Raw genomic sequence first — 23948 nt, forward strand, 5'->3', positions numbered from 1 at the left:
TGGCGATGATGCGCGCAGCCTTGGCTTTCACCGCGCCGATCACGGCCGACAAGCCGATGCCACCGAGACCGAAGATCGCCACGGTGTCACCCGGCTTGACCTTGGCGGTGTTGAGCACGGCGCCGATACCGGTGGTGACGCCGCAGCCGAGCAGGCAGACCTTTTCCAGCGGTGCGTCTTTGGAGATCTTCGCTACGGAGATTTCCGGGAGCACGGTGTATTCGGAGAACGTCGATGTGCCCATGTAGTGGAAAATCGTCTCGCCCTTGTAGGAAAAACGCGAAGTGCCATCCGGCATCAAGCCCTTGCCTTGGGTAGCGCGAATCGCCTGGCAGAGGTTGGTCTTGCCCGACTTGCAGAATTTGCACTGGCCGCATTCCGGGGTGTACAGCGGAATGACGTGATCGCCGACGGCAACCGAGGTCACGCCCTCACCGATCGCTTCAACGATGGCGCCACCTTCGTGACCGAGGATCGACGGAAAGATGCCTTCCGGGTCTGCGCCGGACAAGGTGTAGGCATCGGTGTGGCACACCCCGGAAGCGACAACGCGCAGCAACACTTCACCCGCCTTCGGCATGGCGACATCGACTTCTACGATTTCCAGCGGCTTCTTGGCCTCGAAGGCAACGGCGGCGCGCGACTTGATCATGCTGACTCTCCAGTGAACCCGATAAATAAAAAAGCAGACAGACAGTGTAGTTCAGCGCGCCCTGATGAATAATTCGGACGAAAGCAAAACATTATTGCCATACAGGGATAATCCAAGTGTCGGAAAACCGCTGGGAAGGCATCGACGAGTTCGTTGCCGTCGCCGAATGCAACCAATTCACCGCCGCTGCCGAGCGTCTTGGGGTTTCTTCCTCGCACATCAGTCGACAAATCGTACGGCTCGAAGAGCGTTTGCAAACGCGCCTGCTCTATCGCAGCACCCGGCGGGTGACGCTGACCGAGGCCGGACAAACGTTCCTGCAACATTGCCAACGCCTGCAGGACGGTCGCGAAGAAGCCTTGCGCGCAGTGGGTGATCTGACCAGCGAACCGAAAGGCATGCTGCGCATGACTTGCGCCGTGGCCTACGGTGAACGGTTTATCGTGCCGCTGGTGACGCGGTTCATGGGGCTGTATCCGCAGCTGCGCATCGATATCGAGCTGAGCAATCGCCAGCTTGACCTGGTGCATGAAGGTCTGGACCTGGCGATTCGCCTGGGCCGGCTACAGGACTCGCGCCTGGTCGCGACACGTCTGGCGCCACGGAGAATGTACCTGTGCGCGTCGCCGTCCTACTTGGAACGGTACGGGCGCCCACACAGTTTGTCAGAGTTGAGTCGGCACAATTGTTTGATCGGCAGTTCGGATATCTGGCAACTGGAACAGAACGGACGGGAATTTTCCCAGCGCGTGCAGGGCAACTGGCGTTGCAACAGTGGGCAGGCGGTGCTGGACGCGGCGCTTCAGGGTGTAGGCCTGTGTCAGTTGCCGGACTATTACGTGCTCAAGCACCTGCACAGCGGCGCGCTTATTTCCTTGCTCGAGGCACATCAGCCGCCGAATACGGCGGTGTGGGCGCTATATCCGCAGCAGCGGCATCTGTCGCCGAAGGTGCGCAAGTTGGTGGATTTTTTGAAGGTGGGACTGGCTGAAAGGCCGGAGTACAAGCTTTGAGTTATTGATTGCCCGTGCGACCGCTTTCGCGAGCAGGCTCGCTCCCACAATTGACCGAGTTCGACAGCTGGATGCTTTCCCTCTGTGGGAGCGAGCCTGCTCGCGAAGGCAATGGCACAGCAACCGCAAATCTCAGCGGCGGTTAGCCCATCGCTGGCGCAACCACTCCAGATCTTCCGGCCGGGTCACCTTGAGGTTATCCGCCCGCCCTTCGATCAGACGCGGTGCCAGACCGGCCCATTCCATCGCCGAAGCTTCATCGGTAATGACGGCATCCGCGACCAGGCTGTCGGCCAACGCCCGATGCAACGCACCGAGGCGAAACATCTGTGGCGTATACGCCTGCCAGATCACGCTGCGATCCACCGTTTCAACTACGCGCCCGTTTTTATCGACGCGTTTTAGCGTGTCGCGGGCGGGTACCGCCAGCAAACCACCCACTGGGTCATCCGCCAATTCAGCCAGCAACCTGTCGAGATCATCGCGACTCAGATTGGGCCGGGCCGCATCGTGCACCAGCACCCAGTCGTCATCGTCGGCACCTTGCGCATGCAGATGCAGCAAGGCGTTTAGCACCGAAGCGGAACGCTCCGCCCCGCCATCAACCCGCTGAATGCGCGGATCGTTGACGCATGCCAGATTCGGCCAATAGGGATCATCGACAGCAAGACTGAGCACCAGGCCCTTGAGGCTCGGGTGATCAAGGAAACAGCCGAGGCTGTGTTCGAGAATTGTGCGCCCGCCCAGTTGCAGATATTGCTTGGGACGGTCCGCGGCCATTCGGGCACCGACGCCCGCGGCAGGAATTACGGCCCAGAAGGCCGGCAGGGAATCGATCATTGGGCCAACTGGTAAAGGGTTTCGCCGTCCTTGACCATGCCCAGTTCGTGACGAGCCCGCTCTTCAACGGTCTCCATGCCTTTCTTCAACTCGCTGACTTCAGCGTCCATCACCCGGTTGCGCTCCAGCAGGCCTTCGTTTTCGGCATGTTGGTCGGCGATCTGCTGTTTCAGCTCGGCGACCTGCGCCAGACTGCCATTGCCCACCCACAGGCGGTACTGCAGACCGGCCAGCAGCAAGAGCAAAACAAGAAACAACCAGTAAGGACTGCGCATCGAATATCAGGTATCCAGTGAAAAAAGACAGCCACGCATAATGTTGCAGCATCTGATAGCACGAAGCCTGGAAAGATCCAGGCTTGTGCTTAAGGCATCAGATTAGTGGCAAATCCATCGCTGTCACGACTTTTCCGACACAATCCGGTGTCCTTTGATCAGGTTGCGCTTAACCGCGGAACTCGGCACGGCCGTTGTACTTGGCCTTGCCGTTCAACTGCTCTTCGATACGCAGCAGTTGGTTGTACTTGGAAACGCGGTCGGAACGGCACAGCGAACCGGTCTTGATCTGGCCAGCCGAGGTGCCCACCGCCAGGTCGGCAATGGTCGAATCTTCGGTTTCGCCGGAACGGTGCGAGATCACTGCGGTGTAACCGGCAGCCTTGGCCATCTGGATGGCTTCCAGGGTTTCGGTCAGGGTGCCGATCTGGTTGAACTTGATCAGGATCGAGTTGGCGATCTTTTTGTCGATGCCTTCTTTCAGGATCTTGGTGTTGGTCACGAACAGGTCGTCGCCCACCAGTTGGGTTTTCTCGCCGATCTTGTCGGTGAGGATTTTCCAGCCAGCCCAGTCGGACTCGTCCAGACCGTCTTCGATGGAGATGATCGGGTAACGCTCGGTCAGGCCTTTGAGGTAGTCGGCGAAACCTTCAGCAGTGAACACCTGGCCTTCGCCGGACAGGTTGTACTTGCCGTCTTCGTAGAACTCGCTTGCAGCGCAGTCCAGAGCCAGGGTCACGTCGGTGCCCAGTGTGTAACCGGCGTTGGCCACGGCTTCGGAGATCACTTTCAAAGCGTCTTCGTTGGACGCCAGGTTCGGTGCGAAACCGCCTTCGTCGCCAACGGCGGTGCTCAGGCCACGGGCCTTCAGCACAGCTTTCAAGTGATGGAAAATCTCGGTACCCATGCGCAGACCTTCCGAGAAAGACTTGGCGCCAACTGGCTGCACCATGAATTCCTGGATGTCGACGTTGTTATCGGCGTGCTCGCCACCGTTGATGATGTTCATCATCGGTACCGGCATCGAGTACACACCCGGGGTGCCGTTGAGGTTGGCGATGTGTGCGTACAGCGGCAGATCCTGATCCTGCGCAGCTGCCTTGGCCGCAGCCAGGGACACGGCGAGGATGGCGTTGGCGCCCAGGGTCGCTTTGTTTTCGGTACCGTCGAGCTTGATCATCGCTTGGTCGAGGGCTTTCTGGTCGCTCGGGTCGGTGCCCAGCAGCAGATCGCGGATCGGACCGTTGATGTTGGCTACCGCCTTGAGCACGCCCTTGCCCAGGTAACGGCTCTTGTCGCCATCACGCAGCTCGAGCGCTTCACGCGAGCCAGTGGATGCACCGGACGGCGCGCAGGCGCTGCCGATGATGCCGTTGTCGAGAAGCACGTCCGCTTCCACGGTGGGATTGCCACGGGAGTCGAGAACTTCACGACCTTTGATGTCGACGATTTTTGCCATTGTTGTAAACACTCCAAAGTTGACGAAAACGACGCAGCTAGAGGAAATCTTTATCGTCGGCAAGCGAAGTACAGCGGGCAGACTTGCAGACGACAACGCTCACGCCCGAGGGCATGAGCGACAAATCGTGCGGTACTTTACCGGAGAATCGAGCGTTACGCGGTTTCTACCGTCGGAAAACTCTTCACCAGTTCGTCCAGAGCTTTGAGCTGGGCCAGGAATGGCTCCAGTTTGTCCAGACGCAAGGCGCAAGGGCCGTCGCATTTGGCGTTGTCCGGATCCGGATGCGCTTCGAGGAACAGACCCGCCAGCGACTGGCTCATGCCGGCCTTGGCCAGATCGGTGACCTGCGCGCGGCGACCGCCGGCCGAGTCGGAACGACCACCGGGCATTTGCAGCGAGTGGGTCACGTCGAAGAACACCGGGTATTCGAACTGCTTCATGATGCCGAAGCCGAGCATGTCGACCACGAGGTTGTTGTAGCCGAAGCTCGAACCGCGCTCGCAGAGGATCAACTGATCGTTCCCGGCTTCTACGCACTTGTTCAGGATGTGTTTCATTTCCTGAGGTGCGAGGAACTGGGCTTTCTTGATGTTGATCACGGCATTGGTCTTGGCCATCGCGACGACCAGATCGGTCTGACGCGACAGGAAGGCCGGCAGCTGGATGATGTCGCAGACCTCAGCGACCACCGCAGCCTGATCCGGCTCGTGGACGTCGGTGATGATCGGCACGCCGAAGGCTTGCTTGATGTCCTGGAAGATGCGCATGCCCTCTTCCAGGCCAGGACCACGATACGAAGTCACAGAAGACCGGTTGGCCTTGTCGAAGCTGGCCTTGAACACGTAAGGGATACCGAGTTTTTCGGTGACCTTCACGTATTCTTCGCAAACCTGCATGGCCATGTCACGGCTTTCCAGCACGTTCATGCCACCGAACAGCACCATGGGTTTGTCGTTGGCAATCTCGATGTCGCCGACGCGGATGATCTTCTGTGCCATCGGGTTACGCCTTCTTCTGGTGTTGCGTCAGTGCTGCCTTGACGAAACCGCTGAACAGCGGATGACCGTCGCGTGGTGTCGAGGTGAACTCAGGATGGAACTGGCAAGCCACGAACCATGGATGATCCGGTGCCTCGACCACTTCAACCAATGCGCCGTCGCCTGAACGCCCAGAGATCTTCAGGCCCGCATTCATGATCTTCGGCAGCAGGTTGTTGTTCACTTCGTAACGGTGACGGTGACGTTCGACGATCACGTCTTTGCCGTAGCAGTCGTGCACTTTCGAGCCCGGCTCAAGCAGGCATTCCTGTGCGCCAAGGCGCATGGTGCCGCCCAGATCGGACGCTTCGGTACGCACTTCAACAGCGCCGGTGGCGTCTTCCCACTCGGTGATCAGACCGACAACCGGATGGCCGCTGGCACGATCGAACTCGGTGGAGTTGGCGTCTTTCCAGCCCAGCACGTTACGCGCGAACTCGATGACCGCCACTTGCATGCCCAGGCAGATACCCAGGTAAGGGACCTTGTTTTCGCGAGCGTACTGGACGGCAGTGATCTTGCCTTCCACGCCACGCAGACCGAAGCCGCCGGGTACCAGAATCGCGTCGACACCTTCGAGCAGCGCAGTGCCCTGGTTCTCGATGTCTTCGGAATCGATGTAGCGCAGGTTGACCTTGGTGCGGTTGCTGATGCCAGCGTGGCTCATCGCTTCGATCAGCGACTTGTAGGCGTCGAGCAGTTCCATGTACTTGCCGACCATGGCGATGGTCACTTCGTGTTCCGGGTTCAGCTTGGCATCGACCACTGCTTCCCACTCGGACAGATCGGCGCTGTCGCATTGCAGACCGAAACGCTCGACGACGAAATCGTCCAGGCCCTGCGAGTGCAGGATGCCCGGGATTCTGTAGATGGTGTCGGCATCTTCCAGCGCAATCACCGCACGCTCTTCAACGTTGGTGAACTGAGCGATCTTGCGGCGCGAGGAAATATCGATCGGGTGGTCGGAGCGGCACACCAGCACGTCTGGCTGCAGACCGATCGAGCGCAGATCCTTGACGGAGTGCTGGGTCGGCTTGGTCTTGGTTTCGCCGGCGGTGGCGATGTAAGGCACCAGCGTCAGGTGCATCAGCATCGCGCGCTTGGCGCCGACTTCGAAACGCAATTGACGGATCGCTTCGAGGAACGGTTGCGATTCGATGTCACCCACGGTGCCACCGATCTCGACCATGGCCACGTCGGCATCGCCGGCGCCCTTGATGATCCGGCGCTTGATTTCGTCGGTGATGTGCGGGATCACCTGAATGGTGGCGCCCAGGTAATCACCACGGCGCTCTTTGCGCAGCACGTGTTCGTAGACACGGCCGGTGGTGAAGTTGTTGTTCTGGGTCATGGTCGTGCGGATGAACCGCTCGTAGTGCCCCAGGTCCAGGTCGGTCTCGGCGCCGTCGTGGGTGACGAACACTTCACCGTGCTGGAACGGACTCATGGTGCCCGGATCGACGTTGATGTACGGATCCAGCTTCAGCATGGTGACCTTAAGCCCCCGCGCCTCCAGGATAGCCGCCAATGAAGCCGAGGCAATGCCTTTCCCCAATGAAGAAACAACACCGCCCGTGACGAATATGTAGCGCGTCATGAAAAACCCTAGAAGTCTGCGTTAAAGCGGAACGAGCCGCCGGGGAAAGCGAAGGAAGGCCGAAGCCCCCGATCACCTGCATTAATCACAGTGCACCTTTCGAAAAAACCGCCGCGTTGTGACAGACCGGCAGATGAAACACCGGTACGTTGCTCGCTACACATTTTTTGGAATCGCCCAGCAAAGACTGCTTGGTAATCGGCAACTCCTGCAATTCAGGCGAATCCACAGAAGTTGTATCAAGAAGGGAGCGTAGTCTACCGGAATGCTCCTTTCAGCTCAAACCTTGATCTTCGTCTGTTGGCTGCCAATGCAACGTCCAGCCTTCGTCCATCTGACCATCAAGACCCGGCAGGTTCGCCACCGCGAGTAATTCTTCACCGCGAAACAGCAGCGGCAATCTGCCACGCACGAAGCCTGGTACTGCGCGCTCATTGAGCAGGCGCTTGAGATCACGGCTGCCGCGCTCGGCCAGTTGCATGACTTCACCGCCCTGCCGATAGGCAATGCGCAAAGGCGCGGATGGAGTTTGGCCGTGAAACATGACGCGCCCGTTATCGGCCAAGCGTAGCGTTGCAGTCGGGGTCTGCCAGTCGGCGCCGATCACCGGCGTGCGCAGCCAATGGCCGCTGAGCCACCAGACGCGACCGGCGCTGCGGTGCAGCTCTCCGTCGGCGAGACGCCAGATCGGTGAAGCGTCCGAGCTGGCATCGCGCAGGTCGATCCAACCCGACCAATGGTCAGCATCTGGCAGGCGAGTCAGTGCCTCAAGCCAGTGACCGAGGGCGTTTCGCTGGCGTGCGTCAGACAATGCAGCCAACGGCGCCAGCTCAAGTGATGGAACACCCAGCCAAGCGAATTCATGGACCGTTTGGGCTTGTGCGAGATCGATCTGCGCCAGCTCATCGAGCAAGCCCTGGGCTTCACGCAGATGCACAGCCGTGCGTGCCATGCTGGCCTGCGCTTGCGGCCAGCGCTCGGTCAGCACCGGCATGACTTGATGGCGCAGGTAGTTACGGGAAAACTGCCGATCCTGATTGGACGGGTCTTCGATCCAGTGCAACTGATGTGCCTGTGCATAACTTTCCAGTTCGGCGCGACTGACGTCGAGCAACGGTCGAACCAGAGCGCCCTGCCCCACTGGACGCTGCTGCGGCATCCCGCCAAGCCCACGCACTCCAGCTCCGCGCAACAGCCGAAACAGTAGCGTTTCGGCTTGATCGTCGCGGTGCTGGCCAGTCATCAGCACGTCATTGGTCTGTGTCAGCGAACTGAACGCAGCATAACGCGCGTCCCGCGCCGCCCGCTCCAGGCTCGCCCCGCCCTTTACGGTCACCCGCTTCACTTGCAACGGCACGCCCAGCGCATCGCAAACGGACTGGCAATGTTGCGGCCACGCATCGGCCGTAGCCTGAAGGCCGTGGTGGATGTGGATGGCGCTTAGCGCAGGGAGGGATTCGGCGTTCGCCAGAGTGGCGAGCAGATGCAGGAGGACGGTGGAGTCGAGGCCACCGGAGAAGGCGATGCGCCAATGAGCGGCGTGGCGCCAGGGCTCAAGGTTCAGCAGAAGCCGCGACGGCAAATCACTCTTAGAGGAATTCATAGAGAGGGTCGCTTCTCAGAAATCCCTATAGAAGCTGCCGAAGGCTGCGATCTTTTGATTCTGACAAGCAAGATCAAAAGATCGCAGCCTTCGGCAGCTCCTACAGGGGATAGCGCTCGACTTAGAGACCGTAGCTCATCAGGCGATCGTAACGGCGCTTGAGCAGCGCTTCGTTATCGAACTGCTTGAGCATCGCCAGTTGCGAGCTCAGCTCGGCGCGGATCGACGCAGCGGCAGCAGCCGGGTCACGGTGGGCGCCGCCCAGTGGCTCGCCGATCACTTTGTCAACAATGCCCAGGCCTTTCAGACGCTCAGCGGTGATGCCCATCGCCTCAGCGGCATCCGGTGCTTTCTCGGCGGTTTTCCACAGGATCGATGCGCAACCTTCCGGCGAGATCACCGCGTAGGTCGAATACTGCAGCATGTTCAGTTGGTCGCAGACGCCGATGGCCAGTGCGCCGCCGGAACCACCCTCACCAATTACGGTGGCAATGATCGGGGTCTTCAACCGCGCCATCACACGCAGGTTCCAGGCAATCGCTTCGCTCTGGTTGCGCTCTTCGGCGTCGATGCCTGGGTAGGCGCCCGGGGTATCGATGAAGGTCAGGATCGGCATCTTGAAGCGCTCGGCCATCTCCATCAGACGGCAGGCCTTGCGGTAGCCTTCAGGACGCGGCATGCCGAAGTTGCGACGGACTTTCTCGCGCACTTCACGGCCTTTCTGGTGACCGATGATCATCACCGGCTGGTCTTCCAGACGGGCGATACCGCCAACAATGGCAGCGTCGTCGGAGAAGTGACGGTCGCCGTGCAGTTCGTCGAACTCAGTGAAGATGTGCTCGATGTAATCGAGGGTGTAAGGGCGTTTCGGGTGACGCGCCAGGCGTGCGATCTGCCAGCTGGTCAGCTTGCCGAAGATGTCTTCGGTCAGCGTCTTGCTCTTGTCCTGCAGGCGGGAGATCTCATCGCCGATATTCAGCGAATTGTCATTACCGACCAAGCGCAACTCTTCGATCTTGGCTTGCAGGTCGGCGATCGGCTGTTCGAAATCTAGAAAATTCGGGTTCATAGGCGTCCGTCTTGGGTCGTGTCCCAAGTGAGCTTGGGCCGGCCGGTTGTCTATTCGCGCCCTACCTTAAGGGAGAGGCGCGCTGAGGTCGAGATTAAAAATTCAGGTTGCGGGCAAGCGCAATGGTGGCACTTGCCGGTCAACGGTATTGGAGGAAGACGTTGTCTCGCCCGAACTGGTCACGCAGGGCTTGAATCAAGGCATCCGCCGGGTCGATCCGCCAGGTCTCGCCGAACTGCAGCAAGGTCTTCGCATCCGGACTGGTGTACTCCATGGTGATCGGGCACGCGCCGCGATGACGCTTGAGCAGTTCGCCCAACCAGCGTAGCTGATCGCCTTTCAGATCCTGGGTGTGCAGTTTCAGGCGCAGGCTTTCGGCCAGATTGGTACGCGCATCCTCCATGCTCATCACCCGCTTGACCCGCAGGCGCAGGCCACCGGAGAAGTCGTCGTTGCTGACCTCGCCCTCGACCACCACCATCGCGTCGGTCTGCAACAGTGATTGCGCCGAATGGAACGCATCGGCAAACAGCGACGCCTCGATCCGCCCGGAGCGGTCATCAAGGGTGATGAAGCCCATCTTGTCGCCCTTCTTGTTCTTCATCACCCGCAGGGCAATGATCATCCCCGCTACGGTTTGCGTGTCACGTGCCGGTTTCAGGTCGATGATGCGCTGACGGGCGAAACGGCGGATCTCGCCTTCGTATTCGTCGATCGGGTGACCGGTCAGGTACAGGCCCAGGGTGTCTTTCTCCCCCTTGAGGCGTTCCTTGAGGGTCAGCTCCTTGGCCTTGCGATGGGACGCGTAAACGTCGGCGTCTTCTTCGACGAACAAGCCGCCAAACAGGTCGGCGTGGCCAGAGTCGTGGGTCCGCGCAGTCTGCTCGGCCGCCTTAATCGCCTCTTCCATCGCCGCCAGCAATACCGCGCGGTTACGGTCGATGTTGGCCTGATAGGCCTTTTGTTCGTCGTGGAAATACGGGCCGAGGCGATCCAGCGCGCCGCTGCGAATCAAGCCATCAAGAGTTCGTTTGTTGATGCGCTTGAGGTCGACCCGCGCGCAGAAATCGAACAGATCCTTGAACGGACCGGCCTGACGCGCTTCGGTGATCGCCTCAACCGGACCTTCACCGACGCCTTTGATCGCGCCGAGGCCGTAAACGATGCGGCCATCGTCGTTCACCGTGAACTTGAACTCCGAAGTGTTCACGTCTGGCGCGTCGAGGCGCAGCTTCATCGTCCGCACTTCTTCGATCAAGGTCACGACCTTGTCGGTGTTGTGCATATCCGCCGAGAGTACCGCGGCCATGAACGGCGCCGGGTAGTGAGCTTTCAGCCACGCGGTCTGGTACGACACCAGGCCGTAAGCGGCGGAGTGGGATTTGTTGAAACCGTAACCGGCGAACTTTTCCACCAGGTCGAAAATGTTACCGGCAAGATCCGCGTCGATGCCGTTGGTCGCGCAACCCTCAATGAAACCGCCGCGCTGCTTGGCCATTTCTTCAGGTTTTTTCTTACCCATCGCCCGACGCAGCATGTCCGCACCGCCGAGGGTGTAACCGGCCATGACCTGGGCAATCTGCATCACCTGTTCCTGATACAGGATGATGCCGTAAGTCGGCGCCAGTACCGGCTTCAGACCGTCGTACTGGTAGTCCGAGTGCGGATAGGCCAGTTCGGCGCGACCGTGCTTACGATTGATGAAGTCGTCCACCATGCCCGATTGAAGCGGCCCCGGACGGAACAATGCAACGAGTGCGATCAAGTCTTCCAGGCAGTCGGGCTTGAGCTTTTTGATCAGCTCTTTCATGCCTCGCGATTCAAGCTGGAACACCGCCGTGGTTTCGGCTTTTTGCAGCAACTGGTAGGTCGGTTTGTCGTCCAGCGGGATAAAAGCGATATCGAGCGGCGGCTCGTTGACCTTGGCGCGGTCGCGGTTGATGGTTTTCAGCGCCCAGTCGATGATCGTCAGGGTACGCAGGCCGAGGAAGTCGAACTTCACCAGACCGGCGGCCTCAACGTCGTCCTTGTCGAACTGGGTCACCAGACCGTCGCCGGCCTCGTCGCAATAGATCGGCGAGAAGTCGGTGAGTTTGGTCGGCGCGATCACCACACCACCGGCGTGCTTACCGACGTTGCGCACCACACCTTCGAGCTTGCGCGCCATCTCCCAGATTTCCGCCGCTTCTTCATCGACCTTGATGAAGTCGCGCAGGATCTCTTCCTGCTCGTAGGCTTTTTCCAGGGTCATGCCGACTTCGAACGGAATCATCTTCGACAGACGATCCGCCAGGCCATAGGACTTGCCCTGCACCCGCGCCACGTCACGGACCACAGCCTTGGCGGCCATGGAACCGAAGGTGATGATCTGGCTTACCGCGTTGCGGCCGTATTTCTCGGCCACGTAGTCGATCACGCGGTCGCGACCGTCCATGCAGAAGTCGACGTCGAAGTCGGGCATGGAGACCCGTTCCGGGTTGAGGAAACGTTCGAACAGCAGGTCATATTCCAGCGGGTCGAGGTCGGTGATCTTCTGGACATACGCCACCAGCGAACCGGCACCCGACCCACGGCCCGGACCTACCGGTACACCGTTGTTCTTGGCCCACTGGATGAAGTCCATCACGATCAGGAAGTAACCGGGGAAGCCCATCTGGATGATGATATCCAGCTCGAAATTCAAGCGGTCGACGTAGACCTGGCGCTTGGCTTCGTAGTCTTCGGTGGTGTCCTTGGGCAGCAGCACCGCCAGGCGCTCTTCGAGCCCTTCGAAGGAAACCTTGCGGAAATATTCGTCGATGGTCATGCCATCGGGAATCGGGAAGTTGGGCAGAAAGTGCGTGCCCAGCTTCACTTCGATGTTGCAGCGCTTGGCGATCTCGACGGTGTTTTCGATGGCGTCGGGGATATCGCTGAACAGCTCGAGCATTTCCTCGGCGCTTTTCAGGTATTGCTGATCGCTGTAATTCTTCGAACGACGCGGGTCATCGAGGGCGCGGCCTTCACCGATGCACACACGGGTTTCGTGGGCGGCGAAGTCTTCCTGCTTGATGAAGCGCACGTCGTTGGTCGCCACCAGCGGCGCACCGAGCTTGTCGGCCAGCGCCACGGCGCCATGCAGTTGTTCTTCGTCGTTGGGACGGTTGGTGCGCTGGATTTCCAGATAGAAACGATCCGGGAACACCGCCATCCACTCGCGTGCCAGCGCTTCTGCTTCCGCCGGGTTGCCGCCGATCATGGCCATGCCGATCTCGCCTTCTTTGGCGGCGGACAGCATGATCAGGCCTTCGCTGGCCTCAGCCACCCACTCGCGCTCGACGATGACCATGCCGTTGCGCTGGCCTTCGATGAAGCCGCGCGAGATCAGTTCGGTGAGATTGCGATAACCCTGAGCGTTCATCACCAGCAGGCTGAGGCGGCTCAGCGGTGCATCCGGGTCCTTGTTCGCCAGCCACAGGTCGGCGCCGCAGATCGGCTTGATGCCGGCGCCCATGGCGTTTTTATAGAACTTGACCAGGGAACACATGTTGTTCTGGTCGGTGACCGCCACGGCAGGCATGTTCATGCCGACCAGGGTCTTGACCAGCGGCTTGATCCGCACCAGCCCGTCGACCAGGGAGTATTCAGTGTGCAGGCGTAGATGAACGAATGAAGCCGGCATAGTGATCCTGTCCAGTTACATAGAGACAACGAGGCCCGGATTGTACCGGGCCTCGAATAAAACATCAGCCTTGCGCCTAAACCTGCGTCAGGCTTTCCCGCGCCTCGTAAGCCAGGCGCACCGGGGCGAACGAGCGGCGGTGAATCGGCGTCGGGCCGAGCCGCGCCAGTGCTTCCAGATGAACGGGCGTCGGATAGCCTTTATGGCCGCCAATGCCGTAGCCAGGGTAGATCAATTCGAACGCCGCCATTTCGCGATCACGACTGACCTTGGCCAGAATCGACGCCGCCGCTATCGCCGGCACCTTGCCGTCGCCCTGAATCACCGCCTCGGAACGCATCGGCAGATGCGGGCAGCGGTTACCGTCGATCATCGCCAGTTTCGGCTGAATGTGCAGACCGGCAACCGCGCGCTGCATCGCCAGCATGGTCGCGTGGAGGATATTTAGATCGTCGATTTCTTCGACTTCGGCGCGGGCGATGCACCAGCTCAGGGCTTTCTCGCAGATCTCGTCGTAGAGCTTTTCGCGCTTGGCTTCAGTAAGTTTCTTCGAATCGTCGAGGCCGAGGATCGGCCGGTTCGGATCGAGAATCACTGCCGCCGTCACCACCGCACCGCACAACGGACCACGACCGACTTCATCAACACCGGCGACCAGTTCTTCGACTTCGGCGACCAGAGTGAAATCCAGGCCCATTTGCATGCTTGTCTTGCTCATTGTGGTTTGCCGATCAGGTCAAGGACGGCTTGCGCCGCCTGATTGGAAGCATCGCGCCGCAGCGTGCGGTGGATCTCGTCGAAGCCGCGGGTCTGTTCCTCGCCACCATCGATCAATGGCGACAGCGTCTGCGCCAACGCCTCGACAGTCGCATCATCCTGCAACAACTCCGGCACCAGCAAGCGCTGAGCGAGCAAGTTGGGCAGCGACACGTACGGGCTCTTGACCATGCGTTTGAGAATCCAGAACGTCAGCGGCGCCAACCGATACGCCACCACCATCGGCCGCTTGTACAGCAGCGCTTCAAGGGTAGCAGTGCCAGAGGCGATCAACACCGCGTTGCACGCGGCCAGGGCCAGATGGGATTTACCGTCGAGCAATGCCACCGGCAAATCTCGGCCAGCGAGCAAGGCCTCAAGTTGCACCCGACGTTCCGGGCTTGCACAAGGAATGACAAAGCGCACGCCCGGACGCATGGCGCGCAGACGTTCGGCAGTGTCGAGGAACAGCGCGCCGAGGCGACTGACTTCACCGCCACGGCTTCCCGGCATCAACGCCACCAGCGGACCGTCGGGCAAACCCAGCTCGGCGCGCGCAGCGCCGCGATCGGCTTGCAGCGGAATGGTATCGGCCAAGGTGTGACCGACGAAACGCACCGGCACGCCTTTCTCTTCGTAGAATTTCGCTTCGAACGGCAACAGGGTGAGCATCAGATCGCAGCCTTCGCGGATCTTCAGCACCCGTTTCTGCCGCCATGCCCACACCGACGGGCTGACGTAATGCACGGTCTTGATCCCGGCCTGACGCAGCTTGAGTTCGATATTGAGGTTGAAATCCGGCGCATCGATGCCGATGAACACGTCTGGCTTTGCGGCAATCAGTGTGGCAATCAGCTCTTTGCGGCGCTTGAGCAACTCACGCAGCCGGCCGAGGACTTCCACCAGCCCCATGACCGACAAGCGCTCCATGGGGAAGTACGAGGTCAGGCCTTCGGCCTGCATCAGCGGACCACCGACACCGATGAATTCCACTGCCGGGTGCTGAGCCTTGAGGGCGCGCATGAGGCCGGCGCCGAGAATGTCACCGGAAGCCTCTCCCGCCACCAGCGCAATACGCAGACTGGCCATGATCAGCGGGTGATGCCGCGAGTCGATGCCTGGATCGAATCGCGGAACACGGCGACTTCAGGGAACTGCGCAGACGGTTCCGCCAGCTCGGCCAGCGCCTGTTCGACCGTCAGGCCCTGGCGGTAGACAGTCTTGTAGGCACGACGCAAGGCGTGGATCGCGTCTTCGCTGAAACCGCGACGGCGCATGCCTTCGAAGTTCATGCTGCGCGCTTCGGCCGGGTTGCCGAAAACGGTGACGAACGCCGGAACGTCCTTGCCGATCGCCGTGCCCATGCCGGAAAAGCTGTGGGCGCCGATATGGCAGTACTGATGCACCAGGGTGAAACCGGAGAGGATCGCCCAGTCGTCAACGTGTACATGCCCGGCCAACGCTGTGTTGTTGACCAGAATGCAGTGGTTGCCGATGACGCTGTCATGGCCGATGTGGGCATAGGCCATGATCAGGTTGTGATCACCCAGCGTGGTTTCCGAACGATCCTGCACGGTGCCACGGTGAATGGTCACGCCTTCGCGGATGACGTTGTGGTCGCCGATCACCAGGCGGGTTTCCTCGCCTTTGTACTTCAGATCCGGGGTGTCTTCGCCTACCGAGGAAAACTGGTAGATGCGATTGTGTTTACCAATGCGGGTCGGCCCCTTGAGGATCACATGCGGCCCGATCACGGTACCCTCGCCGATTTCCACACCTGCGCCGATGATCGACCACGGGCCGACCTCGACGCCGTCAGCCAGTACGGCGGACGGATCGATGATTGCGCGAGGGTCAATCAAACTCATACTTTCTGTTCCGCGCAGATGATTTCTGCCGAGCAGACCGGCTTGCCATCCACCGAAGCCTGGCATTCGAACTTCCAGATCTTGCGCTTGCAACTGATGAAGGTCGCTTCAAGGATCAACTGATCGCCCGGCTTGACTGGCTGGCGGAAGCGCAGCTTGTCGGAGCCGACGAAGTAATACAGGGTGCCGTCGGCCGGTTTGACGTCGAGCATCTTGAAACCGAGGATCCCGGCAGCCTGAGCCATCGCTTCGATGATCAGCACGCCCGGCATGATTGGATGCGCGGGAAAGTGACCATTGAAGAACGGTTCATTGATGCTGACATTCTTGTAGGCGCGAATTCGCTTGCCTTCAGTGTCCAGTTCCACCACCCGGTCCACCAGCAGGAACGGGTAACGGTGAGGCAGGTATTCGCGAATCTCGTTGATGTCCATCATTTCAGGGGAAAGCCTATGTAAAGATTGGGAGCGCGACTGACGCGCACTCCTCTAGCAAATCAAGGAGGCAGTCTAGAGGCTGTGCACACTTGATATGGAAATGGTATCAGCCATCAGATGAAGCATTGCCGTCAGGGGTCACTTCCCCTACGCGCTTTTCCAGCTGTTTCAACCGTCGCGCGATGTCATCGAGCTGACGGATGCGGGCCGCGCTTTTGCGCCATTCGGCCGCCGGTTGCATGGCTGTGCCGGAAGAATAGGCACCCGGCTCGGTAATCGAGTGGGTCACCATGGTCATCCCGGTCAGGAAAACGTTGTCGCAAATATCAATGTGGCCGACCAGACCGACACCGCCGGCGAGCATGCAGTGCTTGCCGATTTTGGTGCTGCCGGAAATGCCGACGCACGCGGCCATGGCGGTGTGATCACCGACCTGGACGTTGTGTGCGATCTGGATCTGGTTGTCGAGCTTCACGCCGTTGCCGATCACGGTATCGGCCAGAGCGCCGCGGTCGATGGCGGTGTTCACGCCGATCTCGACATCGTCGCCGATGGTCACGCCACCGATCTGGGCGATTTTCTGCCAGACGCCCTTTTCGTTGGCGAAGCCGAAGCCCTCGCCGCCGATCACCGCGCCGGACTGGATCACCACACGTTTGCCGATGCGCACGTCGTGATACAGCGTGACGCGCGGAGCCAGCCAGCCGCCTTCACCGATTTCGCTGCGAGCTCCGACCACGCAGTGCGCGCCCAGCGTCACCTGCGCAGCGATACGCGCACCGGCTTCGATCACCACGAACGGGCCGATGCTGGCGCTTGGATCAACCACTGCATCCGCCGCAATCACCGCTGTCGGATGAATCCCCGCAGCAGCTTTTGGTTTTGGATCGAACAGGTGCGAGATGCGCGCGTAGGCCAGGTAAGGATCCGGCACCACCAGGGCGTTACCGGCAAAACCCTCGGCATCGGCTTCCTTGAGCAGCAGTGCAGCTGCCTGGGAACCGGCCAGGTATTTACGGTATTGGGGATTTGCCAGAAAGCTCAACTGAGCTGGGCCAGCCTCTTGCAAAGTGGCTAGCCCAGTAATTTGCGTCTCGGGGTCGCCACGCAGAGTGGCGCCGAGGTGCTCGGCCAACTGGCCGAGCCTGATAGTCACGGTCATGGGTTACTTCAGCTGATTCATGCGCTCGATAACCTGGCGCGTGATGTCGTACTGAGGTTTGACATCGATGACTGCGCCACGCTCGAACACCAGGTCAAAACCACCTTTCTTGATGACTTCTTCCACAGCGCTGTCCAGTTTCGGCTTCAGCTGCTTGAGCATTTCACGGTCGGCAACGGCTTTGGCTTCGTTCAGCTCCTTGGACTGGAACTGGAAGTCGCGGGCCTTTTGCTTGAATTCCAGCTCCAGACGCTCACGCTCGCCCTGCTGCATTTTGTCGCCACCGGCCATAAGACGGTCCTGAATGCCTTTGGCGCTGCTTTCCAGAGTTTTCAGCTTGGTCAGTTGCGGACCGAACTTCTTCTCGGCATCCACGGCGTACTTCTTCGCCGCGTCGGATTCCAGCAGTGCCATCTGATAGTTCAGCACGGCAATTTTCATGTCGGCGAACGCCGGGCCTGCCACCAGTACGGAGGCCAGGAGAACCAACTGAGTCAACTTACGCACGATGCACTCCTACAAAATCCATTGTCGTTATCTTGGGTCAGACGCTTAGAACGTCTGGCCGAGGGAGAATTGGAACACTTGAGTTTCAGCGTCATCCGGTTTCTTGATCGGCATCGCCAGCGCGAAGCTCAACGGCCCCAGTGCGGTGACCCAGGTCACGCCGACACCGACGGAACTGGCCATGTTGCTCAGGCTGATGTCGTTGCACTTGGTGTTGGACGACGAGCCATTGGCGTTCGTAGTGTCCTTGCACTGCGAGTCAAACACGTTACCGACATCCCAGAAAACCGAAGTCCGCAGGGAACGCTGATCCTTGACGAATGGCAGCGGGAACAGAACTTCCACACCGCCCTGGATCAGGACGTTACCACCGAACGGCAGTGGATCCTGGTCCGGATCAAGCGACGTGCCCGGGTTGGTGCCACGGCTCGGCGTACTGCGCGGGCCGAGGGTGCTGTCCTTGAAGCCACGAACCGAGTTGAAACCACCGGCATAGTAGTTTTCATAGAACGGCAAACCATCGGTCGAACCGTAACCATCGCCATAACCGAGTTCGGAGTGCAGGCGCAGGGTGTAGTTTTCAGTGATTGGCTGAAACAGCTGACCACGGTAGTCGAGCTTGAAGAACGACAGGTCGCTGCCAGGAATGGTGGTTTCCAGGGTCAGACTCTGGGAACGACCACGGGTCGGCAACACGCCTTTGTTCAGGGTCGACTCGGACCAACCGGCCGAGGCCTTGAAGTTCAGGTAGTTGTCGCCTTCCTTGTCGACGAAATCGAAAATCTCGTCAACGGTATAGCGACCGGTGTTGATCTTGTCCTGCTGGGCAGACAGACCGAAGGTCAGACGCGATGTTTCGCTAATCGGGTAGCCAACGTTGACGCCAGCGCCCAGGCTGTCGACGGCGTAGCTCGAGATATCGGCATCGAGCTCATCGTAGTCAGTGGTGCGATAGAACGCGTTGTAACCCAGGCTCACGCCATCGGCGGTCCAGTAGGGGTCAACGTAGCCGAAGTTGTAGCGGCTCTGGTATTCGCTGCGGGTCAGACCGATGCTGACGCGGTTACCGGTACCGAGGAAGTTGTTCTGGGTGATCGAACCACCGAGGATCAGACCGGCGCTCTGGGCGAAACCGACGCTGGCGGTGATCGAACCGGAAGCCTGTTCTTCAACGGCGTAGTTCACATCAACCTGGTCGTCGACACCTGGCACGGCCGGGGTTTCAACGTTGACTTCCTTGAAGAAGCCCAGACGCTCCAGACGGGTCTTGGACTGGTCGATCAGGTAGGTCGAAGCCCAGCCGCCTTCCATCTGACGCATTTCACGACGCAGCACTTCGTCCTCGGACTTGGTGTTGCCACGGAAGTTGATGCGGTTGACGTAGGCACGCTTGCCTGGATCGACAGCGAACAGGATGTCCACAGTGTGGTCGTCGTCATGCGGCTGAGGCACGCCGTTGACGTTGGCGAAGGTATAGCCCTCGTTACCCAGGCGGCGGGTGATCAGTTCGGAGGTAGTGGTCATCAGCTTGCGCGAGAACACCTGGCCTTTCTGCACCAGCAACAGCGACTTGACCTGGTCTTCAGGGACTTTCAGGTCACCGCTAAGCTTGACGTCACGGACGGTGTACTTCTCGCCTTCGGTGACGTTGACGGTGATGTAGACGTGCTTCTTGTCCGGGGTAATCGATACCTGGGTCGAAGCGATGTCCATGTTGATATAGCCGCGATCCAGATAGTAGGAACGCAGACGCTCCAGGTCACCGGAGAGTTTTTCGCGGGCATATTTGTCATCGTTCTTGAAGAACGACAGCCAGTTGGTGGTTTTCAGTTCGAACAGGTCAGTCAGGTCTTCCTCAGGGAAAACCGTATTGCCTACCACGTTGATGTGCTGGATTGCGGCAACGGTGCCTTCGTTGATCTTCACCTTCAGACCCACGCGGTTACGCGGCTGCGAAACCACTTCGGTATCGACGGTAGCGGAGTAACGACCCTGGGCCACGTACTGACGCTGCAGTTCGTTACGCACACCCTCAAGGGTAGCGCGCTGGAAGATTTCGCCTTCGGCCAGACCGGATTGCTTGAGGCCTTTCATCAAGTCTTCAGTGGAAATCGCCTTGTTGCCTTCGATTTCGATACTGGCGACCGATGGACGCTCGACCACGGTGATGACCAGAACGTTGCCTTCGCGGCCCAGCTGGATATCTTGAAAGAAACCGGTTTTGAACAACGCACGAGTGGATTCCACCAGGCGACGATCATCCGCCTGCTCGCCGACGTTCAACGGCAAGGCACCAAAGACGCTACCCGCGGAGACCCGCTGGAGGCCATTGACGCGAATATCAGAGATAGTGAAGGACTCGGCGTGAACTTCGGCGATCATCAATACGGTGAGAACCGCAGTTAGCAGCAGACGTTTCATGAAGTCCTTTCTTATTCCAACTGGCAATAAACAAACTGCCGCAAAATGCGGCAGATTCGCAATTCAGCGAAGCGTTACAGTCGACCCAGATCGTTGACCAGAGCAAGCAACATCACCCCGACCACCAAACTGATACCGATCTGTATCCCCCAACCTTGCACCCGATCCGACAAGGGGCGACCACGCACCCACTCGATCAGATAAAACAACAAATGCCCCCCATCCAGTACAGGAATGGGCAGCAAATTCAGAACCCCCAGGCTAATACTCAGATAAGCAAGGAAATTCAGGAAATCAGCGACGCCCGACTGGGCAGAAGCGCCCGCCACTTTAGCAATGGTTATCGGTCCACTCAAGTTTTTTACCGAGAGCTCGCCGAACAGCATTTTCTTCAGTGAATCCAGCGTCAGGATGCTCATGGTCCAAGTGCGACGGGCGCCCTCGCCAATCGCGGCCAGCGGACCATAACTGACCTCGCGGATCATTTCCGGCGGCCAGTCGATGGCTTTGACGCCAGCGCCCAGATAACCGCTCGGCGCTTTGCTTTCACCGCGCGCTGCGAGGGTCACAGGGACGTCGATTTGAGCATTGTCGCGCTCGATGCGCAGCATGATTTTGGTATCAGGACGCGTACGAACGGTATCGACCACCTGCTGCCAGTCATCGAGTGGCTTGCCATCAAGGGCCAGCAAACGATCACCGGTTTTCAGGCCTGCCGCTTGCGCGGGGCCTTTCGGATCGAGCTCGGCAAGCACCGGCGGCAGGGCCGGGCGCCACGGACGAATCCCCAGCGAGCGAATCGGATCCGGCTCGTCGGCGCCTTTTAGCCAGTTATCCAGTGCCAGCGTGCGCGGCGACTCAGCGGTCGAACCCTGCTCGCGCACCAGCAATTGAATGGCACCGCTTTCACCGAGACGACGCACCAGTTGCAGATTGACCGCAGCCCAACCCGAGGTCGGCTCGCCATCGATCGAGACAATCTCCTGGCCAGCGTTCAGACCTGCCTTGGCGGCAATGCTGCCAGACTCGACCGCGCCGATAACCGGACGCACCTGCTCGCTGCCGAGCATCGCCAGCACCCAGAAGAACACCAGCGCCAGCAGGAAGTTAGCAATCGGGCCAGCGGCAACAATGGCGATACGCTGACGTACCGATTTGCGATTGAACGACTGATCGAGTTGATCGACCGGCACTTCGCCTTCGCGCTCGTCGAGCATCTTGACGTAGCCGCCCAGCGGGATCGCGGCGACCACAAATTCAGTGCCTTGCTTGTCATGCCAGCGCAGCAACGGCATGCCGAAGCCCACGGAGAAACGCAGAACCTTGACGCCACAGCGACGCGCGACCCAGAAGTGGCCGAATTCGTGGAAGGTGACCAGCACACCCAAGGCGATCAGGGTGCCGGCAATCATATAGAGCGCGCTCATCTACTTTCTCCGCAATCCTGTTCAGTGTCGCGTGTCGCCGTTGCGTTACAAAAAACTATCGGCCGTGCCGACTCAACCATTGCTCGGCCAGCAATCGCGCTTTCGCGTCCGCCGTAAATACGGCATCGAGGTCGTGCAGCGCCACCACCGGCTCCAGATTCAAGACTTCCTCGATGATACTCGCGATTTCCAGGTAGCGAACCCGTCCGTCGAGAAACGCTGCAACCGCCACTTCATTGGCCGCGTTAAGCATCGCCGGCGCGCTGTCGCCAGCTTCGGCCGCCTGACGGGCCAATCGCAGACAGGGGAAACGGCTTTCATCAGGCGCCTCAAAATCCAGTCGCGCAATGGCGAACAGATCCAGTGGCGGTACGCCGGAATCGATACGCTCCGGCCAGGCCAGGGCGTTGGCGATCGGTGTGCGCATGTCCGGATTACCCAACTGCGCCAGGACCGAGCCATCGACGTAATCGACCAGAGAGTGGATCACGCTTTGCGGATGAATTACCACTTCGATCTGAGACGGTTTGGCATCGAACAACCAGCAGGCTTCGATCAGTTCCAGACCCTTGTTCATCATGCTTGCCGAATCCACGGAGATCTTGCGCCCCATGGACCAGTTCGGATGCGCACACGCTTGCTCCGGCGAAACATGCGCCAGCTCGGACATCGGCGTCTGCCGGAAAGGCCCGCCAGAGGCGGTCAGCAAGATCCGCCGCACCCCCACCGAGCTCAAGCCGCGCGCGAAATCCGCGGGCATGCACTGAAAAATCGCGTTGTGCTCACTGTCGATCGGCAGCAGCACCGAGCCGCTTTTGCGCACAGCCTGCATGAACAGAGCGCCGGACATCACCAGCGCTTCCTTGTTGGCGAGCAGAATCTTCTTGCCCGCCTCGACCGCCGCCAGTGTCGGACGCAAACCCGCCGCACCGACAATGGCCGCCATGACCGCATCGACTTCAGGCGCGGAGGCAACCTGACACAGGCCCTCCTCGCCTACTAGCACACGAGTCGGCAAACCGGCTGCACGCAAGTCATCCTGCAAGCCGCGCGCTGCGGCACCTTCAGGCACCACGGCAAATTGCGGTACATGACGCACGCACAGCGCGAGCAGCTCGCTGAGACGCGAGAAGCCACTCAATGCGAAAACCTGATAACGCTCGGGATGACGGGCAATCACATCCAGGGTGCTCAGACCGATCGAACCGGTCGCACCCAACACCGTAATCTGCTGGGGACGACTCACGGTGCGGCCATCCAGAGCAATACGGCGAACACCGGAATGGCCGCGGTCAGGCTGTCGATGCGATCCAGCACGCCGCCATGCCCGGGCAGCAGATTACTGCTGTCCTTGATGCCGGACTGGCGCTTGAACATGCTTTCGGTAAGGTCACCGACCACGGAAATGAAGACGATCACTGCCGCGCCGATGAGGCCTTTGAGCAGCTCGGCCACGGTCCAGTCGCGCACCAGCCCGACAATTGCGGTAATCAGCAGGCTCAGCGCCAGACCTCCGTAGACACCTTCCCAGCTTTTACCCGGACTGACCTGCGGCGCAAGTTTGCGCTTACCGAACTTGCGTCCGGAAAAGTAAGCACCGATGTCCGCCCCCCAGACCAACACCATCACCGCCATGATCAACCAGTTACCCAGCGGATATTGCTTGATCTGCACCAACCCCTGCCATGCAGGCAGCAGGATCAGCAGACCAATCAGCAGCTTGGTCGCCGCGGTGGACCAATGCGCGCTGGAGCGTGGATACGTCAGCACCAGATAAGTCGCAATCGCCCACCAGATCACCGATGCACCGAGCACCCAAGGCGCCAGCCCGGGCAACACATACATGACGAACAGCATCAAGGCGACCACGGCGGCGAAGCCGACGCGGAACGATTGCGCGGTGAAGCCGGCCAGACGCGCCCATTCCCAGGCACCGAGGCTGACTACCAGGCCGATGAACAGCGCGAAGCCGGCACCCTTGAGCAGGAAAAACCCGCACAAGGCAATCGGCAGCAGGATCAGTGCAGTGATTATTCGTTGTTTAAGCATTAAACCCGGGCTCCAGCTTCGACCTGTTCGCTCGTTTTACCGAAGCGACGCTGGCGCGAAGCGAAATCGGCCAGCGCGGTGCGCATGGCGTCGTGTTTGAAGTCCGGCCAGA

The 23948-nt window shown here is 59.7% G+C and carries 20 protein-coding genes and 1 pseudogene; 1 reads left to right on the forward strand and 20 read right to left on the reverse strand.

The window, feature by feature from the left end:
• On the reverse strand, positions 1 to 652 hold a 652-nt coding region (locus D6877_RS27710), incomplete at its 3' end, for an alcohol dehydrogenase catalytic domain-containing protein (protein WP_153189078.1).
• A gap of 116 nt (positions 653 to 768) precedes the next feature.
• Here D6877_RS27710 and D6877_RS27715 point away from each other — a divergent pair.
• On the forward strand, positions 769 to 1665 hold the full coding sequence (locus D6877_RS27715) for a LysR substrate-binding domain-containing protein (RefSeq protein WP_122505709.1): 897 nt from the start codon (positions 769 to 771) through the stop codon (positions 1663 to 1665).
• 132 nt (positions 1666 to 1797) lie between these two features.
• On the opposite strand, the gene ispD is transcribed toward D6877_RS27715, so the two are convergent.
• The 19 genes and pseudogenes from ispD to D6877_RS27810 form a co-directional block, all read right to left on the reverse strand.
• Positions 1798 to 2505: a 2-C-methyl-D-erythritol 4-phosphate cytidylyltransferase gene (gene ispD / locus D6877_RS27720; RefSeq protein ID WP_130912748.1), complete on the reverse strand. Its 708-nt coding sequence runs from the start codon at positions 2503 to 2505 to the stop codon at positions 1798 to 1800.
• On the reverse strand, positions 2502 to 2780 hold the full coding sequence (gene ftsB, locus D6877_RS27725) for a cell division protein FtsB (RefSeq protein WP_007964293.1): 279 nt from the start codon (positions 2778 to 2780) through the stop codon (positions 2502 to 2504). The genes ispD and ftsB overlap by 4 nt, the downstream gene beginning before the upstream one ends.
• Before the next feature lie 169 nt (positions 2781 to 2949).
• Complete coding sequence (gene eno, locus D6877_RS27730) at positions 2950 to 4239, reverse strand: phosphopyruvate hydratase (RefSeq protein WP_130912749.1); 1290 nt, start codon at positions 4237 to 4239, stop codon at positions 2950 to 2952.
• Between the two features lie 155 nt (positions 4240 to 4394).
• Positions 4395 to 5240: a 3-deoxy-8-phosphooctulonate synthase gene (kdsA, locus tag D6877_RS27735; RefSeq protein WP_007954807.1), complete on the reverse strand. Its 846-nt coding sequence runs from the start codon at positions 5238 to 5240 to the stop codon at positions 4395 to 4397.
• Between the two features lie 4 nt (positions 5241 to 5244).
• A complete protein-coding gene (locus D6877_RS27740; RefSeq protein ID WP_130912750.1) occupies positions 5245 to 6876 on the reverse strand; it encodes a CTP synthase in 1632 nt (543 codons plus the stop codon).
• Between the two features lie 274 nt (positions 6877 to 7150).
• The gene (gene tilS, locus D6877_RS27745) at positions 7151 to 8479 is read right to left on the reverse strand and encodes a tRNA lysidine(34) synthetase TilS (RefSeq protein WP_130912751.1); all 1329 of its coding nucleotides are present in this window, start codon (positions 8477 to 8479) and stop codon (positions 7151 to 7153) included.
• A 121-nt stretch (positions 8480 to 8600) separates the two neighbouring features.
• Positions 8601 to 9548, reverse strand: coding sequence for an acetyl-CoA carboxylase carboxyltransferase subunit alpha (locus D6877_RS27750; protein ID WP_130912752.1), 948 nt, complete (start codon positions 9546 to 9548; stop codon positions 8601 to 8603).
• 139 nt (positions 9549 to 9687) lie between these two features.
• Positions 9688 to 13209, reverse strand: coding sequence for a DNA polymerase III subunit alpha (dnaE, locus tag D6877_RS27755; RefSeq protein ID WP_130912753.1), 3522 nt, complete (start codon positions 13207 to 13209; stop codon positions 9688 to 9690).
• Between the two features lie 76 nt (positions 13210 to 13285).
• Positions 13286 to 13912, reverse strand: a complete 627-nt coding sequence (gene rnhB / locus D6877_RS27760; RefSeq protein ID WP_130912760.1) for a ribonuclease HII — start codon at positions 13910 to 13912, stop codon at positions 13286 to 13288.
• 11 nt (positions 13913 to 13923) lie between these two features.
• Positions 13924 to 15057, reverse strand: coding sequence for a lipid-A-disaccharide synthase (lpxB, locus tag D6877_RS27765; protein ID WP_178083764.1), 1134 nt, complete (start codon positions 15055 to 15057; stop codon positions 13924 to 13926).
• On the reverse strand, positions 15057 to 15833 hold the full coding sequence (gene lpxA, locus D6877_RS27770; protein WP_016771468.1) for an acyl-ACP--UDP-N-acetylglucosamine O-acyltransferase: 777 nt from the start codon (positions 15831 to 15833) through the stop codon (positions 15057 to 15059). The genes lpxB and lpxA overlap by 1 nt, the downstream gene beginning before the upstream one ends.
• The gene (fabZ, locus tag D6877_RS27775; protein WP_016771469.1) at positions 15830 to 16270 is read right to left on the reverse strand and encodes a 3-hydroxyacyl-ACP dehydratase FabZ; all 441 of its coding nucleotides are present in this window, start codon (positions 16268 to 16270) and stop codon (positions 15830 to 15832) included. Before fabZ ends, lpxA begins: the two co-directional genes overlap by 4 nt.
• Positions 16271 to 16376: 106 nt before the next feature.
• Positions 16377 to 17432 carry a UDP-3-O-(3-hydroxymyristoyl)glucosamine N-acyltransferase gene (lpxD, locus tag D6877_RS27780; protein ID WP_130912755.1) on the reverse strand — a complete coding sequence of 352 codons (1056 nt, stop codon included), beginning with the start codon at positions 17430 to 17432 and terminating at the stop codon, positions 16377 to 16379.
• A gap of 3 nt (positions 17433 to 17435) precedes the next feature.
• Positions 17436 to 17939, reverse strand: a complete 504-nt coding sequence (locus tag D6877_RS27785; RefSeq protein WP_003222140.1) for an OmpH family outer membrane protein — start codon at positions 17937 to 17939, stop codon at positions 17436 to 17438.
• A 45-nt stretch (positions 17940 to 17984) separates the two neighbouring features.
• A complete protein-coding gene (gene bamA / locus D6877_RS27790) occupies positions 17985 to 20360 on the reverse strand; it encodes an outer membrane protein assembly factor BamA (protein WP_130912756.1) in 2376 nt (791 codons plus the stop codon).
• 74 nt (positions 20361 to 20434) lie between these two features.
• The gene (rseP, locus tag D6877_RS27795; protein WP_130912757.1) at positions 20435 to 21787 is read right to left on the reverse strand and encodes a sigma E protease regulator RseP; all 1353 of its coding nucleotides are present in this window, start codon (positions 21785 to 21787) and stop codon (positions 20435 to 20437) included.
• A gap of 55 nt (positions 21788 to 21842) precedes the next feature.
• Positions 21843 to 23033 carry a 1-deoxy-D-xylulose-5-phosphate reductoisomerase gene (gene ispC / locus D6877_RS27800; RefSeq protein WP_130912758.1) on the reverse strand — a complete coding sequence of 397 codons (1191 nt, stop codon included), beginning with the start codon at positions 23031 to 23033 and terminating at the stop codon, positions 21843 to 21845.
• Entirely contained in the window at positions 23030 to 23836 is an 807-nt protein-coding gene (locus D6877_RS27805; RefSeq protein WP_130912759.1) for a phosphatidate cytidylyltransferase, read from the reverse strand. Before D6877_RS27805 ends, ispC begins: the two co-directional genes overlap by 4 nt.
• A pseudogene (locus D6877_RS27810) lies at positions 23836 to 23948 on the reverse strand (di-trans,poly-cis-decaprenylcistransferase); the annotation flags it as partial. The pseudogene D6877_RS27810 and the gene D6877_RS27805, both read right to left, overlap by 1 nt.

Origin of the sequence: Pseudomonas sp. Sample_9, from assembly GCF_004307535.1 — a bacterium.
GTDB classification, from domain to species: Bacteria; Pseudomonadota; Gammaproteobacteria; order Pseudomonadales; family Pseudomonadaceae; genus Aquipseudomonas; species Aquipseudomonas mercuritolerans.